The 16,085-nt window shown below is 57.3% G+C and carries 18 protein-coding genes; 8 read left to right on the forward strand and 10 right to left on the reverse strand.

Annotated features, from left to right (window positions below):
* The 3 genes from SLH47_RS22825 to SLH47_RS22835 form a co-directional block, all read right to left on the reverse strand.
* The gene (locus tag SLH47_RS22825) at positions 1-912 is read right to left on the reverse strand and encodes a sugar ABC transporter permease (RefSeq protein ID WP_320242990.1); all 912 of its coding nucleotides are present in this window, start codon (positions 910-912) and stop codon (positions 1-3) included.
* 113 nt (positions 913-1,025) lie between these two features.
* Entirely contained in the window at positions 1,026-2,363 is a 1,338-nt protein-coding gene (locus tag SLH47_RS22830) for an extracellular solute-binding protein (protein WP_320242991.1), read from the reverse strand.
* A 27-nt stretch (positions 2,364-2,390) separates the two neighbouring features.
* Positions 2,391-3,479 carry a sn-glycerol-3-phosphate ABC transporter ATP-binding protein UgpC gene (locus SLH47_RS22835; protein WP_320242993.1) on the reverse strand — a complete coding sequence of 363 codons (1,089 nt, stop codon included), beginning with the start codon at positions 3,477-3,479 and terminating at the stop codon, positions 2,391-2,393.
* A gap of 128 nt (positions 3,480-3,607) precedes the next feature.
* On the opposite strand from SLH47_RS22835, the gene SLH47_RS22840 reads away from it, so the two are divergent.
* The 7 genes from SLH47_RS22840 to SLH47_RS22870 all read left to right on the forward strand — a co-directional run bounded on the left by SLH47_RS22840 (position 3,608) and on the right by SLH47_RS22870 (position 9,363).
* Positions 3,608-4,264 (forward strand): GntR family transcriptional regulator, encoded by a 657-nt coding sequence (locus SLH47_RS22840; RefSeq protein ID WP_320242995.1) that lies wholly within the window; start codon positions 3,608-3,610, stop codon positions 4,262-4,264.
* An 83-nt stretch (positions 4,265-4,347) separates the two neighbouring features.
* Positions 4,348-5,283: an N-acyl homoserine lactonase family protein gene (locus tag SLH47_RS22845; RefSeq protein ID WP_320242996.1), complete on the forward strand. Its 936-nt coding sequence runs from the start codon at positions 4,348-4,350 to the stop codon at positions 5,281-5,283.
* 3 nt (positions 5,284-5,286) lie between these two features.
* The gene (locus tag SLH47_RS22850) at positions 5,287-6,123 is read left to right on the forward strand and encodes a TIGR01459 family HAD-type hydrolase (protein WP_320242997.1); all 837 of its coding nucleotides are present in this window, start codon (positions 5,287-5,289) and stop codon (positions 6,121-6,123) included.
* On the forward strand, positions 6,120-7,094 hold the full coding sequence (locus SLH47_RS22855) for a class II aldolase/adducin family protein (protein WP_320242999.1): 975 nt from the start codon (positions 6,120-6,122) through the stop codon (positions 7,092-7,094). Before SLH47_RS22850 ends, SLH47_RS22855 begins: the two co-directional genes overlap by 4 nt.
* Positions 7,091-8,362: an FGGY-family carbohydrate kinase gene (locus SLH47_RS22860; protein WP_320243001.1), complete on the forward strand. Its 1,272-nt coding sequence runs from the start codon at positions 7,091-7,093 to the stop codon at positions 8,360-8,362. The genes SLH47_RS22855 and SLH47_RS22860 overlap by 4 nt, the downstream gene beginning before the upstream one ends.
* A gap of 212 nt (positions 8,363-8,574) precedes the next feature.
* Positions 8,575-9,081, forward strand: coding sequence for a type IV toxin-antitoxin system AbiEi family antitoxin domain-containing protein (locus SLH47_RS22865; RefSeq protein WP_320243003.1), 507 nt, complete (start codon positions 8,575-8,577; stop codon positions 9,079-9,081).
* Positions 9,082-9,180: 99 nt separating this feature from the next.
* Positions 9,181-9,363, forward strand: a complete 183-nt coding sequence (locus tag SLH47_RS22870; RefSeq protein ID WP_320243006.1) for a hypothetical protein — start codon at positions 9,181-9,183, stop codon at positions 9,361-9,363.
* A gap of 132 nt (positions 9,364-9,495) precedes the next feature.
* On the opposite strand, the gene SLH47_RS22875 is transcribed toward SLH47_RS22870, so the two are convergent.
* From SLH47_RS22875 to SLH47_RS22905, 7 genes are all read right to left on the reverse strand, one after another.
* Positions 9,496-10,293, reverse strand: a complete 798-nt coding sequence (locus SLH47_RS22875; RefSeq protein WP_320243008.1) for an alpha/beta hydrolase — start codon at positions 10,291-10,293, stop codon at positions 9,496-9,498.
* Positions 10,294-10,887: 594 nt separating this feature from the next.
* Positions 10,888-11,382 (reverse strand): (4Fe-4S)-binding protein, encoded by a 495-nt coding sequence (locus tag SLH47_RS22880; protein WP_320243057.1) that lies wholly within the window; start codon positions 11,380-11,382, stop codon positions 10,888-10,890.
* Entirely contained in the window at positions 11,378-11,941 is a 564-nt protein-coding gene (locus SLH47_RS22885) for an NAD(P)H-dependent oxidoreductase (protein WP_320243010.1), read from the reverse strand. The genes SLH47_RS22880 and SLH47_RS22885 overlap by 5 nt, the downstream gene beginning before the upstream one ends.
* 30 nt (positions 11,942-11,971) lie before the next feature.
* On the reverse strand, positions 11,972-12,817 hold the full coding sequence (locus SLH47_RS22890) for a hypothetical protein (RefSeq protein ID WP_320243011.1): 846 nt from the start codon (positions 12,815-12,817) through the stop codon (positions 11,972-11,974).
* Positions 12,814-13,347, reverse strand: coding sequence for a cytochrome b (locus SLH47_RS22895; protein ID WP_320243012.1), 534 nt, complete (start codon positions 13,345-13,347; stop codon positions 12,814-12,816). Before SLH47_RS22895 ends, SLH47_RS22890 begins: the two co-directional genes overlap by 4 nt.
* A gap of 45 nt (positions 13,348-13,392) precedes the next feature.
* A complete protein-coding gene (locus tag SLH47_RS22900; protein WP_320243014.1) occupies positions 13,393-14,196 on the reverse strand; it encodes a hypothetical protein in 804 nt (267 codons plus the stop codon).
* The gene (locus SLH47_RS22905; protein ID WP_320243015.1) at positions 14,196-15,431 is read right to left on the reverse strand and encodes a hypothetical protein; all 1,236 of its coding nucleotides are present in this window, start codon (positions 15,429-15,431) and stop codon (positions 14,196-14,198) included. Before SLH47_RS22905 ends, SLH47_RS22900 begins: the two co-directional genes overlap by 1 nt.
* Before the next feature lie 259 nt (positions 15,432-15,690).
* Between SLH47_RS22905 and SLH47_RS26425 the strand changes: the two genes are divergently transcribed.
* Complete coding sequence (locus SLH47_RS26425) at positions 15,691-15,987, forward strand: MarR family winged helix-turn-helix transcriptional regulator (protein WP_413785668.1); 297 nt, start codon at positions 15,691-15,693, stop codon at positions 15,985-15,987.
* Positions 15,988-16,085: the final 98 nt, after the last annotated feature.

The following is a 16,085-nucleotide window of genomic DNA, read 5'->3' on the forward strand; positions in this document are numbered from 1 at the left end:
CTACCCCTCTTCTTCGGCGGCGAACTTCAAGCGTCGGGCGCGGGCCTCTTGCCAGCGGGTGAAAGCGAACATGCCCAAGGTCAGCACCATCAAAAGCATCAGCAGGTAGTTCGACATCGCGGCGGCCTCTCCCAATTCACGGAACTCGCGTGCGGTGCGCGCAATGCGCAGGGCAAGGATCTCGGTGCTCAGTCCAGGGCCGCCGCCCGTCAGAACCAGGATCACTTCCAGCACCTTGAAGGCGTCGATCAGGCGCAAAAGCATGGTCACGACCAACACAGGCATCATCAACGGGAGCTTGATGTGAATGACCTGCTGCCAACCGGTCGCGCCATCAATGCGCGCAGCTTCCAGTGCCGAACGGGGCAAAGACTGCAAGGCAGCGAGCGACAGGATGAAGATAAAAGGTGTCCACTGCCAGATATCGGCAATGATCACGGATAAGAGCGGGTTTTGCCCTAGCCAGTCGACGGTGGGCAGACCAACCGCCTCCAGAAAACGATTAAACGTGCCGTAGGTCTGGTGAAACATGTAGCGCCACACAAGGCCCACGACGACGGGTGCAATCATCATGGGCAGGATGAAAAGTGTGCGCAGAACGCTCATCCCGCGGATATTGCGATCCAGCAAAAGAGCGAGGCCAACGCCAATCACCATCTCAACGGCAACGACGGTAAAGGCAAAAACCAGCGTGACCCAGAATGATGTATGGAAGGCCGGATCGACAAGCAGCTTGGCGTAATTCGCAAGGCCAACGAACTCCGTCTCGCTCAGGCTCTGGCTTGGATCCCAGTCGCGGAAACTGCCCCAGATCATGTAGGCGATGGGATAAAACAGCGCGAGCAGCATAACCACCGCGGCGGGTGCCACGAACATATAGGGTGTCAGACGGTTGAGGCGTTGTTTGGGCAAGATGCACCCTATTCAAGTGGTGTCGCAGAGCGCCTTGGCAGAACGCTTTCAAGGATCGCCAAGGCATCAGGGAGAAAGGGGGCCTTGACACGGCACCCCCCTGCCGTTCTGGCCTATTGCCAGATGTAGTAACCTTCTTCTTCCATCAGCGCGCGGGTCCGCTCGGCGATACCGTCCAGCGCTGTCTGAATATCAAGGTCATTTGTCAGCACTTCACTCATAGTCGTACCGATATCAGCATTGATCCGGCCCCATGCAGGGATGATCGGGCGCCAATCAGGGTCTGCAAAGGCAAGTGCCTCACCGAAGGTCGCAGACCAGGGGTAGGTCGCATTCAACTCCGCATTTGCATAGGTCGAGAAGCGCGATGGGTTACCACCAGCCAATGCAACCGCCAGATCGCCTTCTTTCGACGTCAGCCATTGCATCAGAAGAAAAGCCGCTTCCTTGTTTTCGGCATTGGCCGGGATACCCAGACCGAACCCGCCAGTTTGCGATGCGGCCCGCACACCTGCCGGGTGTGCGGCCCATCCAACATTGCCGACCACGGTCGAACGGCTTTCATCTTCAAACGTTGGCGCAAAGGCAATGGAATCGAGGAACATGGCGGCTTGACCTTGGGCGAAAGCATTGGCTGCTTCTGCTGGGCCAAAAGCGGACGACCCTTCAGGCCCGCAATCGACTATCTGTTTCAGTGCATCGGCTGCAGCAACGCCAGCCTCATCATTGATGGTCGGGTTCCAGGCGGCGTCAAAGACGCGGCCACCCAAAGGTGCCAGATGCAACAGGAAGGCATGCGATGCCTGGTGGCCCGAGGCAGCACGGGATGCCACACCGCCCATGCCATCTTCGAGGGTCGGAATTTGGCACGCCAGTTCAAGGAAGGCATCGTAATCGGTCGGCACTTCAAGCCCATGCTTTTCAAAGATGTCCGCGCGGTAGTAGAGCACCGAGGTTTCCGACCCGAATGGCAAGCCGTAGAGCGAGCCCGTTGGCCCGGGCAGATAGCCCTTTTCCCCGCCCGCGACGCCGATGTTCTGGACATAACCGTCGATTAGGTCGCCCGCGTCATAGTTCGGATCAGCCAGCATTGGGTTCATGAAATATTTGGCGAGGTTTTCCAGCTGATCGGCATAGACATAATCCGCTTTGGAAAACACCACGTATGAGATCAGGTCATACGCCCCTTCATCGAGGGCCAGTTCCAGTGTTTGCCTCTCACGCATATCCAGGTAGGGCAGCATGTCCACCTCAACCTGGATCCCTGTCTGTGCTGTGAACTCCGGCAAAACCTCCATCACGGCGTTGTAATGTGGGTGTGCGGGAAAATTCACGATCAGTGTTGTGCCTTCATAGGCTGCATATGGCCCCTCGGCATGTGCGTCTGCGAACGCCAAGTTGCCAGCTGCAAGGCCCGCAAGAAAGGTCGTTGTCTTCAGTAGTTTCAGCATCTTTTCCTCCCAGTTGCTGATGGGCGCCTAGATGGCATCCTCTGTTTTCGGGTCGAACAGGTGCAGCCCCTCCGGGCGCACCGAAAAGCGCAGCGTTTCCCCTAGCGCGATGGGTGTTTCGGATTTGATTTCGACGGTGACGCGGGCTCTGCCACACTCGCAGATCAGGACGGATTGCGCGCCGACGTATTCGGATACAACCACGTTCAGATCAACCGATGTGTCATCTGCGCCCGCTGCGTCAAACTCCAGATCGGAGGGACGGATGCCGAGTGTCACCGCGGCAACGCTGCGCTTGCGCGCACGATCGGCCAACGCATCAGGCACAGCAAGTTTGAAGCCTTCACCAACAGCGAAAAGCCTGTCACCGCCATCAACCAGCTCGGCACCGAGAAAATTCATTGGCGGTGAGCCAAGAAAGCCAGCAACAAACTTGTTGGACGGGTTCTTGAATAGCTCTGACGGCGTGCCCTGCTGCTGGATATGCCCGCCATGCATGACGACGATCCGATCAGCGAGTGTCATCGCCTCGATCTGGTCATGGGTGACATAGATCATGTTCTTTTGCACCTGCTGGCGCATGACGGCCAGTTCCGCACGCATCTGACCGCGCAGCTTGGCATCGAGGTTAGAGAGGGGCTCATCAAACAGAAATGTCGCAGCATCTCGACAGAGCGCGCGGCCCATCGCCACGCGCTGCCGCTGCCCGCCGGACAGCTCCCCGGGCTTGCGCGCGAGGTACGCCGAAAGCCCCAGCATCTCGGCCGTTTCCTTTACCTTCTTGTCGATGGTCGCTTGCGGTGTCCTTTGAAGACGCAGCGAAAACGACATGTTCTTCGCGACGTTCATATGCGGGTAAAGCGCGTAGTCTTGAAAGACCATCGCGATATCGCGGTCCTTCGGGTCAAGGTCCTTCACCGATGCATCGTTCATCAGAATGTCACCGTCCGAGACATCCTCCAGCCCGGCGACCATGCGCAGTGTCGTGGATTTGCCGCAACCTGATGGACCAACAAGAACTGTGAACTCATTCTCGGCCATTTCCAGATCAATGCCGTGCAACACCTGAACCGCGCCGTACCGCTTGACCAGCTGCTGCAGTCGTATTTCGGGCATCGAATCCCTCCTCCCCGTGCTTTGCCAGCATTGTGTATACAAATATGAAAGTAAATATCCAAAATTGCATCTTTGCGGAACCTGTGTATTTATATTGGCAGGTAACAGCAAGAAAGCGCGCGCCTGATATGACAGAAGGCAAAGACAGGAACAGCCGTGGATCGACAGTTGATCGTATCGAGTCTGCGCTGGTGGACGATATCGCAACGGGCGCATTGCGGCCGGGAGAAAGGCTGGATGAAGTCAAACTGACGGAGCGGTTTGGGGTTTCACGTACTCCTATACGTGAGGCGCTGACACGGCTGACTGCACAGGCCATCCTGGTACCAGGTGAAAAACGCGGCGTGAGAGTGGCCGAGTATTCACGCGAGCAATTGGCGCAAATCTTTGAAGCAATGCATGAAATCGAGGCGACATGCGCAAGAATGGCGTCGCAAAGGCTTTCACTCCTCTCCAGAGCAGAGATCGAAGCGGCGCAAAAGAAATGTGTCGAAGCCGCAGAGGCCGGTGATGTACGTGCCTACCTGCGCGCGAATGAAGCGTTTCATCAGACGATCTACCGTGCCACTGGCAATCCATATATCGCCGAGATGGCATCAGATTTCCGGCGCCGCACTGGCCCGTTCCGCGCCAAGCGCTTTGCATCCCACGCAGATCTAATCGCATCCGCAAAGTCACATGAAAGCCTGATTGCCGGCATCTTCTCTGAGGATTCGAAAACCGCATCAGACGGGATGCGAGCGCATATGACACAAAGTTTTCTACAAACACTCGCCGTCAATTAGCGCCGCGAAACTGTTTTCGCTTGCAACTGCATGCGTGATGATATTTTTGTATACAGAAATGAATCACCGTGTGGGAGGGACAGATGGGCGTGCAGCAGACAAAGATTTATCCGATCAATACCGGCTGGCTTGAGGCGGACCTTGGCACCTACACGTTCTGGAAAGGGCCGGCGGGCAAGAAGTTCTGGAACCCTGTCTACTGCCACTATGTCGATACCGGTGAACACAAGATCCTGATCGACACCGGTCTTTGCGACGAAGAGCGGGCGACGAAGTACCACCACAAGTGCCAAAAGCGTGGTTGCCTGCAGGTGCATGAACATCTGGAGCAAAAGCTTGGCGTTCATCCGGACGAGATTGATGCGATCGTGTTCACACATCTGCACTGGGATCATGTGCAAAACATGAAGCTGTTCAAGAACGCGCGCTATATCGCACCCAAGGCCGAGATCGAAATGGCCTATAATCCCTTGCCTCTTTACTACCGCACTTATGAAAGCGGCTATCTGGGCATTGAACCCGCCTATACCGGCTGCGTGTTTGAGGCGGTCGCGGACGAATGCGAGGTGCTTCCGGGCATCACGATGTTCCACACACCCGGTCACTCAGTTGGCCATATGGCTGTGACAGTCGCAACAATGGCGGGTGATATCGTCGTTGCAGGTGATGCGATCTTCCAGGAACGCAACCTTGAGCCTTGCGAGGCAGAAGGATGGCGGTACTGGGTCCCTGCGCGCTTTGTAAATTCCTATGAAGGTTGGAAATCCGTAGAAGAGCTGGATAAGCGGGCCGATTACATCCTGCCCTGCCATGACGAAGCCGCAAATGCACGCTCGGATGTCTTTCCGTATGAGGGCATGCCGCTGCGCAAACGTCGGCAGGTCATCCCAGGGTTTCAGTTCTACTTTGGCGATATGCCGGATGGTTCAGTCGCAAACGCAGCCCCGGCTATGAAAAAAGAAGACGTGCCAGCATATCTTGCCAGTCTGCGTGATCCAAAGGACATGGCTGAAGGCTAAGTTATGACCCGCAGCCTAGACAGTCTGACAGAGGTTGCGGATGATTTTGATGCGATCGTACTCGACCAATGGGGTGTGTTGCATGATGGGACGACACCCTATCGAGGCGCAGTTTCAGCGGTTGAGCGGCTGAAAGCCTCCGGCGTCAAAATCGCCGTGCTGTCCAATTCTGGCAAGCGGGCGGAACCGAACCGCAAACGCATCGCGGGCATGGGGTTTGCCTCCGCGCTGTTTGACACCGTGATGACGTCAGGGGAAGCATTGTGGTTAGACCTCCGGGCGCAAGCAAAGTCGATGCGCATCTACCCGATCACCGGGACTGAAGGTGACGCGGCGAGATGGGCGGCCGGGTTGGATATTCAATTCACCGACAATCCTAGGTATGCAGATGCGATCCTGTTGATGGGTCTGGCCGAGGACGCTGACATTGCGAGATACCAATCCACACTGCGGGCCGTAGGCGAGCGGCCTGTCTACTGCACAAATCCCGATCGCGCCTCCCCCCGAGCTGGCGGTCTTACCATCATCTCGCCCGGCGCGCTCGCACACGCCCATGTGGCGGCTGGTGGCAATGTCGTCTTCTATGGCAAACCATTTGGGGCCGTTTTCCAGGCAATGGCACGCGCCCTAGATGTGGCGCCCGCCCGCATTCTGATGGTGGGTGACAGTCTGGAACATGACATCGCTGGTGGGCATGCGGCAGGCTGGGCCACGGCATTTGTCGAAGGTGGGTTGCATGCAGGCGCCTTCACCGCCGCGGATCGCACCGCCGCATTGCGGCAGTTGGCGGAACAGGAAAATGCCCCACTGCCCGACTTCACATTAAGGAGCCTCGCATGACGATATCGCCGCCGAAGGATTTTGATGCGTTCCGTACCCTGTCCGCACAACTTGGCCAGAACCCGCTGCGCGTACAGGGGCCGGGCGGAAATACGTCGATCAAGGACGGTGATGTGATGTGGATCAAAGCATCCGGCACAGAACTGGCCGCGGCTGTGACACAGGACATTTTTGCGCCCGTTGACCGCGCCGCTGCCTTGGCAGAGGCCCTTAGCGAAGCTGGTGATGGCTCCTGCAAGACAGCAGTGCTCGATCCAACCAATACATTGCGCCCTTCGATCGAAACGACTTTCCACGCAGCTCTCGACTGGCTGGTGGTTGCCCACACCCATTCGATTGCAACGCTGGTGCACGCGGTCAGCGATATAGGTCTTGCGGCGCTGAGAGAGAAGCTTGCCGGTCTGCCCTTTGCCGTCGTGCCGTATGCAAAGCCCGGCTTGCCGCTGACCCGGGAAATCTTGGCCGGCACCACAGCAGAGACGCAAGTTGTCGTTTTGGGAAATCATGGTTTGATTATCTGTGGTCGCGATGTGGCAGCTGTGGCCACACTGACTGAAGAGGTTGAGGCACGGCTAGAGATGCCCATCCTGACGGAACCTTCCGCCATGCCCGATGCCGACGCCCCCGAAGGATTCATTTGGGCCGCTGAAAGCTGGATTGCTACCAACGAACGCGCCTGCACGCTGGCTGCGGCGGGATCCTATTACCCTGATCATGTCGTGTTCCTTGGTCCTGCGCTTCCCACCGGGGCAGCGGGCAGCGACCGGCCCGCGCTGCTCGTGCCCGGCGTCGGTGTTGCCTTGCGCGATACGGCGACGGCCTCGCAGAAGGCCATGCTGCGGTGCCTTTCGGACCTGTTGGCCCGGCTGCCCTCAGATTGGCAACCCTCTCCCATCGGCCCAGCCGCTGAAGCCACATTGCTCGACTGGGATGCTGAAAAGTACCGGCAGGCTTTGGCGGTACGGCTATGAGCATGCTTGCTGTCGGCGTTGACCTTGGCACATCCGGTGTCAGATCTGCGGTCATTGACGGCGATGGTGCTGTGGTTTCCATGGCCACGGCGGATTATGGCACCACGCCTGAAAGCCGCAGCGACCCGGATTGTTGGTGGCAGGCTGTGTGCCGCTGCCTGACGTCCCAAATTGCAACTCTCCGCGATGCGGGTCATACCCCCGATGCGATCAAGGGGATCGCGGTCGACGGGACGTCGGGGAGCCTGCTGCTTACCGATGCCGGCCTGCGCCCAGTCACACGCGCGCTCATGTATCACGACGGCGGTTTCGACGATGAGGCTGCGCGCATTGCGTTGCATGCGCCCGATCCGCATATCACACGTGGCAGTAACTCTGCGCTAGCACGGGCCTTGCGTCTTATTGCTGAAGACAATGACGGCCAGGCAGCGCATCTGCTCCATCAGGCCGATTTTATCGTCGCCCGTCTGCGGGGCGGCGGGGCGGTCTCTGACGTCAACAATGCGCTTAAGACTGGCTGCGATCCAGTCAATGGGACATGGCCAGATTGGATGACAGAACTGATCCCGCAGGCGATCTTGCCCAAGCTTGTATTGCCCGGCGAAGAAACCGGAAGCATCTCGTTCGCGGTCGCCAGTGATCTGGGGCTGCCCGCGCACACAGTGTTGCATGCTGGTACGACCGACAGTATTGCAGCATTTCTTGCCGCAACCTCACTAACCCCGGGCGCCGCCGTCACATCGATCGGCACTACACTGGCCATCAAACTCTATTCGCAGAAGCGCATTGATGCCCCTGAAATGGGGCTCTACGCACACCGTTTGGGGGGCGGATGGCTGGTTGGCGGTGCCTCCAACACCGGCGGCGGAGTGCTGAAAGCGTTCTTTAATGATGACGAGCTCGTTGCACTGTCGAAAAGGATTGAACCGAACCAGAAATCCGGATTTGACTATTATCCACTACTGGAGGCCGGCGAGCGCTTTCCAATTAACGATCCGGCGCTGCAGCCACGACTGACACCACGTCCCAAAGACGATGTAGCCTTTCTTCATGGCATTTTTGAAGGGATTGCGAGGATTGAAGCAAAGGGCTACGGCCTACTGGCGGAGCGAGGCTGTCCGTTCCCAAAGGTCATATTCACGTCTGGTGGCGGATCAAAAAATACCGTGCTTACCCAGATCCGGTCACTGCATATCGGTGTCGAAATCAAACCAGCGCTACAAACCGAAGCCTGTATTGGGACGGCACGCCTCGCAATGAATGGCTGAAATGCGCGCCCTATCTGTATGCTCTCAACGGTGATCAAAGTCTGCTTTAGCACACAAGGTCTCATGCATTCGCGTCTGGAGCGAATGACTTCTTTCCGCCGTCCCCGCAGAAAGATGACTGTTTGGCGGAACCTCTGCAGTCTTGGCAGTGGCAACGCATATGCGTTAGAAAACCTCGGACGGAATTCGAAGTTGTCTGAGGTCATCCATCAGTGCCACGCGACCCGACACAGAGACAGCGCCTCCTTGAATATCTGGAGTCCCATGCGCCAACACGCGCAAGGGATCTTGAGGGTGTGGGCGTGTCAGCGGCAACAATCTCTCGCTCGATGCAGTCCGGAGAAATCCTCCGGCTTGGTCGAGGACTCTATAGCTTGCCCGACAGCACTCCCTATACGCATGAAACTCTCATCGAAGTCGCGAAGCGCGCGCCCAAGGCCGTCATCTGCCTCACATCGGCACTGGCGTTCCACGGCCTGACCGATCAACTTCCGCGTCGTGTTTGGATCGCCATTGGCGCCAAGGACTGGGAACCGAAGATCACCTATCCGAAGATCCGAACCGTCCGGTTCCGCGAACCCTATTTCTCCGGCGGTGTCGAGGAGCACCAGATGGGCAGGGCGACGATCAGGATGTATTCGATACCCAAGACACTGGCCGACACGTTCCGGAACCGGCGCCTGATCGATCGGTCGCCATCGAGGCCCTCAAGGCCGTGATCGAGCAGCGCAAGGCGACGCCGTCAGCCATTGCCGAGGCAGCCCGGACCTACGGTGCCTGGAACCAGATGCGTCCCTACCTTGAGGTCGTGACGTCGAATGGCTGACAAGCCCAGGAACCTCGCCGCGTCGGTGCGTCAGAGACTGCTGAACCTCGCACGCGCGGAGGGACAAGCCTTCGACGTGGTTTTGGTCGCGTTCGGACTGGAACGGCTCATCTACCGACTGTCGGTGTCGGCGCACCGTGATCGCTTCATCTTGAAGGGCGGCAGGCCAGTCTGACGAAGGCACTAGATGGTCTCACACGACATATTCGCCGCGTCGCGGGCGAACGACTGCTTACAACAACGTACGACCCCACTGCCTACCGCCGCAGACCCCCTCAGCGGCACCGACTTTCATGATCGGACCGCGTCAGCGTCCGAGAAAGCCCAACAGCTCCGCCATGGCCTCTTGCGGTTTTTCCCAATGCAGACCATGGCCGACGTCCTTGTAGTCCGACCTCTTCGATCTCTCGATCTTCGCCGTTAATTTGGTTTGCTCGTGTTCGAGAAAGATCTCGTCCTTATCGCCCCACATGATCAGCGTTGGACAGGTGATGGCAGAGAGGTCCGGGTCGGCATCCGCCGCACGATAGTCAATCAGCCCCATGAGTGCTTTGTGCCAGACACGTGCAGGTAGAAGCATGCTTTCATCGACGATCCGTTCCAGCGTCATACCGGGCCCCAGCGGGTTGGCGCAGGTGCCGGCCTGAAACTCGTGTACGAACTCGCGGGGCACCGGGTCTGTCAGCACTTCGGTTTCCGGGATTAGACTGCGCAAGACCGCGTTGTCGCCCGTAGTTGCAGAGCCGATCAGGCAAAGATGGCTGACCTTAGCGGGGTCCCGCATGGCAATCTCCTGCGCGATGAAGGTCCCCATGGAATGGCCAACAATCGGCACGCCCGAAATGCCAAGCGCATCCATAACATCGAAGGCATCCTGCGCGTAGGCGCCGATGGAATAGTCGTCGTCCGGCCTATGGCTGTTGCCATGGCCGCGCTGCGTCAACGAGACCACCGAAACGCCATCGGGTGCGGCCTCTATCATGCCGTTGAAGGAGTACCAACTGTCGCCATAGCCATGCAGCATGACGATGGGGTCGGTGCCATCGCCGATCAGTGCATATTCGAAACTCCGACCATCAGACAGGTCCAGCTGTTTAAGCTTCATAAGGCATCTCCAGTAAATCTTGGTTATTGTGCAGACATTTTCGGCGGCTTTCTTGACCTCAGTATGATGCTTTAGTCTTCTCCGATGCCGCAAACTCGCGATCTAGCAAATCCACCGGATCATCTTTCGCTTGTGACAAAGTCTTGGGTCCCAGCATAGATACCCACAAAATAGGGGTTTGCTTGCATTGGTGTTTTACCGGTCTCACGCCTGACGGCATTGTAGAAGGATGAGCGAAAATCAAACTAAACATCGTAGGCAATAACCAAAATGGGTTCACCTAAGGCATCGCCCAAGACGGACAGTCGAACACGGCGCAGCATTTGTCAAAACGGGCTCACAGCCGACCTGAGAGAATACGCAGCATCATGGCATTGCCATGCCTCACTGTCGTAGTGTGGCCCAATCCAGACATTGAGCTCCGACCAAGGATTCTGTGTTTGCAGCCCGCATTGCGGACATTCATTTTGATCCTTTTGGCAACTTCAGGGATCGCGTTCTGGTCTGTTCTTCGCGAGATCGAACCGGTGGCTATCCATGAACCCAATGCAGAAACTGCAGCCAACTGCGCTTACAAAAGCATCACGTGCTCGCTCAATGAAGCAATAGCTTTAGCGAGGTTACCCGCAAGGCACCAGACGGGCATGCGGCGATCACATCGAGAATGCCTTCAAGCGTGCCATTTTCGGGCTGAATCCAAGGCTTTTTGCTGGGGTTGAACACTGAGACTGCACGCGCTTGGCACTGAGCGGCATGTGTGCAAAGAACCGGGGTATAGCTGACTGTCGCAGACACGTCATTGACAGCGCCGGAGTAGTCCATTGGTGTATTGCGCAGGCGACTGTGGTCAGGTGCACTGGAAAAACCGATCTTTGCATGCGCGCCATCGCAAAACGGTTTGTTTGCCGAGGCGCCGCACCTGCAAAGCGCAACTCTGGGTTTGTCTGACAGATCGGCTTCGACAGAACCGGACCGGTTGGGAGGTGTTTCAAAAATCAGCGGCCCATGCTCGGCCAGTGAGATTTTTGGATTCTGTGTCGTTGCTAGCTCCTGCTTGAGTTGGCTCTTTCCTGGTTTTCGCGCGTTAATCCTGGTGCTCGATGTCTTTTCGAAGGGGGGTCGCCAGTACTTCGTCCAATGCGGCTAGGTCATCCGCTTGAACGAGGCCTTCGGTTTCTGGGTCCCAGGCTTCGGGCCACTTTCCGACTCCAAGAGTACCGCGCAGGTCCGCTCCAAAATGGGGTGCAAGCATCTTTTGACTTTCCAGCACATTCGCACCTGCGCGGCGACCGGGAGTTGCCGCGAGCATAACCACCGGCTTGCCTTGCCACAGCTTCATCTCAATCCGGCTCATCCAGTCAAAGATGTTTTTCCACGCCGAAGTAACAAACCAATTATGTTCGGCGAAGGAGACTAGGATTGCGTCCGCCTCGCCTATTTTCGTGAAGAACGTCTGCGCCGACTCTGGGATGCCACCGTCACGTTCGCGATCGATGGAGTAGATCGGCATCTCAAAATCGTTGAGGTCCAACACCTCGAATTCGGCATTTTCTGGAATTCCCTCCTGCAGACGAGCGATGGCAAAGTCAATGAGCGCTCGATTAATGGAGTTTCGGCTGTTCGAAGCTGCGAAGGCGAGAATTTTCATGGTGCATGTTCGTCCACTTTGAGCGCTCGATTACAGGAATGAAGGTTTGTCAAACGCTTGGAATGCGTATGCGTCGTCTGCGGCAGCGAACTCCTTGACACGGGTCTCGAAGAGCGCCCGGTCATGGCCTTTCTGTAGACCTTGCGGGGCGGGGTTCTGATCCCGGCTGTAGGTGAGGTTTGAGAGATTGTCCTTTTGCGCAAACAGCACAGGCAGAAAGTTCTCGAACGTGCCAACCTCAATCACGTTGTGTCGCTGCCATGCTTCAAAGAACTCCGGCCCGAATTCAGAGGACAATCGCTTGTTCAGAAAACGCGCAGCTGGGTTCTTTGCGCTTGTGCCGATCACAATCTCATAGTGGTAGTGCGCGCCCAGATGTACATCACCATCATAGGCGTCACAAAAGTGGATCCTCAGCATCATGACGGGTCCAAAGACGGGCAATGTTTTACCCATGGCCCAGCCATCCGCACCGACATAGTGAACCTGTAGCGCTGCATCGACGGGGTATTTCCAGCCATGTTTGTCGTATTGCATCGCCTCGCGAATGCGGATTTTGGTGCCGCGTTGGGGCGAGCCGTCACGCGCTGTTTTCCCTTGTAATGTCGCGCTGAGATGATCCTGCGGATGCCACAAAAGATAGCCGGGCACCTGCCGGTCTTCGTAACCGGGCGTGTCGGGAAGAAGCACCCAAAGGTGCGTGAAATTCAAAAACCACCAATGGATCATCTCGGCTCGAACCCCGCGCAGCAAGGAGTGGTTCAGGACGACGCTGAACTGACCGTTGGAGCGTTTGTGGATATCGAAATACGCGCTTTCGTTGGGCTTCAGCTCCCAGCCGAAATCGCGTGGCGCGGGCATTGTCAGCTGTGTCATGAGCTGCGCTTACCGAACCACATGCGCTTCAGCAGCCCGTCTTTGAGGATGAATTGGTGGTACAAGGCTGCGGCGACATGAAGCGCGATCAACGCCGCTAGGAGTTTCGAGATGATTCCATGGGCCACGCGGGGTCCGAATGCCAAGAGTTCCGCCGGCAGGGTGTCGGCCGCTCCGCCGTAGACGATCGGAAACAAGCCAAGCGAGAGCGCCGTCGTCAAACCCGTCAACACCATGCCTGCGATCAACAGGTAGAACCCCCAATGTGTCCAGCGCCCCAACCGATCGAGCAGATCGTTACCCGTCTCAGCGTGGGGCGGATGGGTGCTGCGGAGACGCGTGATCAGCCGTAAGATCAGAAGCACACCAATCGCCATGCCAACGGCCATATGACCCGCGAGGCCTTGAACTTTGTCGGGGCTATCAGGCGGCATATTGGCCAGCAGAAGGCCACCGGCGGCCAGTGCCATTAGAATCATGAGCGCCATAAGCCAGTGAAGAGCAACGAGAAGCGGATGGTATTTTTGCATAAGAGAGAGTCCGTTGGTGTGATGTCAGAGGAAAGTCTTCGGGCGCTAAGGCGGCGCGGGCGACCACTCGAGCACTCTCGGCCACGGGGTCTCCGGCGTGCCAATGGGTTGATCAAACAAAACGCCCGGTCGATTCCCAGCAAGGTCCTCCAGCATGGGGTCGATTGCTAACCTATAGGCCGTGTCACGCCATGGCGCGCGTGGTGTGAACAGCCAGCCGGTCTCGCCTTGGTCCAGCTCGATGCGACCAGGCACCGGCGCACCGTCGGGGCCAATCACGCGAAGGCGATAGGCCAACGATAGATGATCGACGGATCCATCGAGCGCGACGGTCAGCGGCGCGCGCGTCCCAACATTCGGTGGGATCAACTCCCAGTCGGCAGGTGACGGGGGTGAGAGGTCTGCCTTTGTGGCTTCAAAGGTCACACGGTGAGACGCGGCCAGCTCGCACCCGCGCGCATCTCGCGCGGTCTCTGAGACCTGCAAGTGATATGTTTCGCCTGGCACCAAGGCGCGTCCCAAGGCCAGGTTCGCGTGCAATCCCGCCTTCACACGACCTGGATCAAGCAAGAGCGTAAGCCGCGTCCGGTCCGTGGACCAAAGATCGAAGCGGGCCGGTAGAAACACGGCTTCGATTACGTGGCCCTCATCATCGACCAGATCAATAGATGGTAGGATGTCACCTGGGCCCATTGGAGCCGAAAAATAGATATAGAACCGAAGCAAGTTCTCGGGCAGTTCCGTCCCGCTTGGATAGACGTCTGAAACGGTCGTCAGATCTCCCTCGCAGGCGCGCATTGGACCCGCCACCAAAACGGCGGCGAGCCCGGCTATGAGGAACAGCCGCATTATTGCTCAATCAGCTCCGGAAAACCCTCTTCGGCCTTCAGAAGGTTGTGAAAGCCTTTAATGCCTTGGCCCATTTGGTTGTCGGCGTAGACATAGTCGGGGAAGTCATATTCCGAGATAAAGTCGCTCAACCGTAGGTAGACACCTTTGCGGATCGATACCAAATCCATCGCGCCAGTATCCAGATTGCGCTTGAGCGCCAACAGAAATTGCGGGTCTTGATCCGCCGCCTGATAGACTCCGCTCATCGGTGTTTGGATCGTCTCAACACCCGCTTCCATTCCCATGCTCACAGGCTCTGTAAGTCCGGGTGCATTTGCGGCTGCCGCCACGGCTTCAAGCGGGATCAGATTGGCTTGAAGCTCGCGATTGACGACCATCACGAATGGCGAGGCGTTTCCTTCCCGATCATAGACATCGAACAACAGGACCTCGAGCGGTGTATTCCCGTATCCAAGCTCAGCGATGGTATTGCCCGTGATATGTGCGCCGTCGGTCAGGCTCGCAGTCGGCAGGGTCACTAGCGGTGTGCAGGTGTAGGCAGCAATAACCGTTTGCACGCCATCCAGGTCGACAATCTCCATCGCGCGGATTGGCGCGCGGGTTTCCATTTGGTCGTGGACAGCGTGATAGATTTCGACGCTGGTTGACTGCGCTGCCTCACCGAACGGATATGGAATTTGGTTCAGGGTCGAAGCAAATTCGCCGGTTGACAGACCCGAGACGAACAGCGTGCCGTCAGTATAGTCCAAATCCGTGACGGTCAGCGATGCGGATGGAATGTCGCGCCAAAACGTGACGCCATCGTCCGGTCCCGTCGCGAGTTCAGTGCTGGTCGATGGTATGGCCGATAGATCGAGCGGTGTGATCGTTCCGTCGGGCGTGACCATGACCAAAGCAGGTGTTCCCGCCGCAGTGAGCGACACGAAGGCAGCCTGCGTTGCGGGATTCACGGCAAGATCGTTGAATGCGATCTCGGTCTCGGCAATGCCCAAGGTTTCTGCCAGCACTCTGCTGAAGCCTTCGAATGTGTAGGCGGCCGAGGCGGTCGCCGGTGCTGCCTCCGGCAGCGTGTAGGCGTGAATCTTTGCACCTGCGCTATCGGCCACGAAGAGTGTTGTCGGATCGGCAAACTCCAGAACGGTTGCCGATAACGGCGCCTCGGCAAATGCAGTCTGGGCCGCGGCAAGAGCCGTCGCGCCACTGAGAAATGCGATGAGTTTCGACTTTGGCATTGCGCCTTCCTCCACGTTACGAGGCGCCCTCCCGGAAGATCACTGTAGGTTTTGATTGCCCGGAGAGAGACGCTTCATTATGTTGATATTATCAACAAATGACAGAACGTAGACTATGTCAACTAAAAGAAGAGCGACGCCAGATATCGAGGTTGGGCAGCTGGTCGATCGCTTTATGAGGCACATTCACGCCGACCTAGGTCGTAAAGCGCCAACCTTTGACCCAGAAAAAGTCGGCCCCGCTGGTGGTATGGTGCTTATGGCGCTTGCTGATCATGAACCTGTAGCAATCCATGAGTTGGTACGGACTATTGCCCGAGACAAGGCGCAGGTAACCCGGCTTTTACAGTCGCTCGGCACCAAGGGATTGATCGAAAAGTCTCAATCACCCGTCGATGGCCGAGTATGCGTATTGCGATTGACAGCAAAAGGGTGGGAGACGGTCACACGGTTGAGGTACGCGGTTGCCGAGGCCATAGATTGCCTTCTAGAGCCGTTGAGCACACAGGAGCGAGACAACCTTAAGGTTCTTCTGAGGAAAGCGTTTGGGACTTAGCCTGTGGATTCCGGCCCTTTCCTGCCGTTGATCCAGTGTTCGAACGCTGCGATACAGCTTCCGCAAAGCGGAAGTCCAACTCGTTCTCGGATCTAGTG

This window comes from Cognatiyoonia sp. IB215182 (assembly GCF_033963905.1).
Taxonomy (GTDB): Bacteria; Pseudomonadota; Alphaproteobacteria; order Rhodobacterales; family Rhodobacteraceae; genus Yoonia.

What these genes read in the sequence shown, in the direction of transcription:
- SLH47_RS22830 (WP_320242991.1), bottom strand. Translation starts at nt 2,363, where the DNA reads ATGCTGAAACTACTGAAGACAACGACCTTTCTTGCGGGCCTTGCAGCT.
- SLH47_RS22835 (WP_320242993.1), bottom strand. Translation starts at nt 3,479, where the DNA reads ATGCCCGAAATACGACTGCAGCAGCTGGTCAAGCGGTACGGCGCGGTT.
- SLH47_RS22840 (WP_320242995.1), top strand. Translation starts at nt 3,608, where the DNA reads ATGACAGAAGGCAAAGACAGGAACAGCCGTGGATCGACAGTTGATCGT.
- SLH47_RS22845 (WP_320242996.1), top strand. Translation starts at nt 4,348, where the DNA reads ATGGGCGTGCAGCAGACAAAGATTTATCCGATCAATACCGGCTGGCTT.
- SLH47_RS22850 (WP_320242997.1), top strand. Translation starts at nt 5,287, where the DNA reads ATGACCCGCAGCCTAGACAGTCTGACAGAGGTTGCGGATGATTTTGAT.
- SLH47_RS22855 (WP_320242999.1), top strand. Translation starts at nt 6,120, where the DNA reads ATGACGATATCGCCGCCGAAGGATTTTGATGCGTTCCGTACCCTGTCC.
- SLH47_RS22860 (WP_320243001.1), top strand. Translation starts at nt 7,091, where the DNA reads ATGAGCATGCTTGCTGTCGGCGTTGACCTTGGCACATCCGGTGTCAGA.
- SLH47_RS22870 (WP_320243006.1), top strand. Translation starts at nt 9,181, where the DNA reads ATGGCTGACAAGCCCAGGAACCTCGCCGCGTCGGTGCGTCAGAGACTG.
- SLH47_RS22875 (WP_320243008.1), bottom strand. Translation starts at nt 10,293, where the DNA reads ATGAAGCTTAAACAGCTGGACCTGTCTGATGGTCGGAGTTTCGAATAT.
- SLH47_RS22885 (WP_320243010.1), bottom strand. Translation starts at nt 11,941, where the DNA reads ATGAAAATTCTCGCCTTCGCAGCTTCGAACAGCCGAAACTCCATTAAT.
- SLH47_RS22890 (WP_320243011.1), bottom strand. Translation starts at nt 12,817, where the DNA reads ATGACACAGCTGACAATGCCCGCGCCACGCGATTTCGGCTGGGAGCTG.
- SLH47_RS22895 (WP_320243012.1), bottom strand. Translation starts at nt 13,347, where the DNA reads ATGCAAAAATACCATCCGCTTCTCGTTGCTCTTCACTGGCTTATGGCG.
- SLH47_RS22900 (WP_320243014.1), bottom strand. Translation starts at nt 14,196, where the DNA reads ATGCGGCTGTTCCTCATAGCCGGGCTCGCCGCCGTTTTGGTGGCGGGT.
- SLH47_RS22905 (WP_320243015.1), bottom strand. Translation starts at nt 15,431, where the DNA reads ATGCCAAAGTCGAAACTCATCGCATTTCTCAGTGGCGCGACGGCTCTT.
- SLH47_RS26425 (WP_413785668.1), top strand. Translation starts at nt 15,691, where the DNA reads ATGGCGCTTGCTGATCATGAACCTGTAGCAATCCATGAGTTGGTACGG.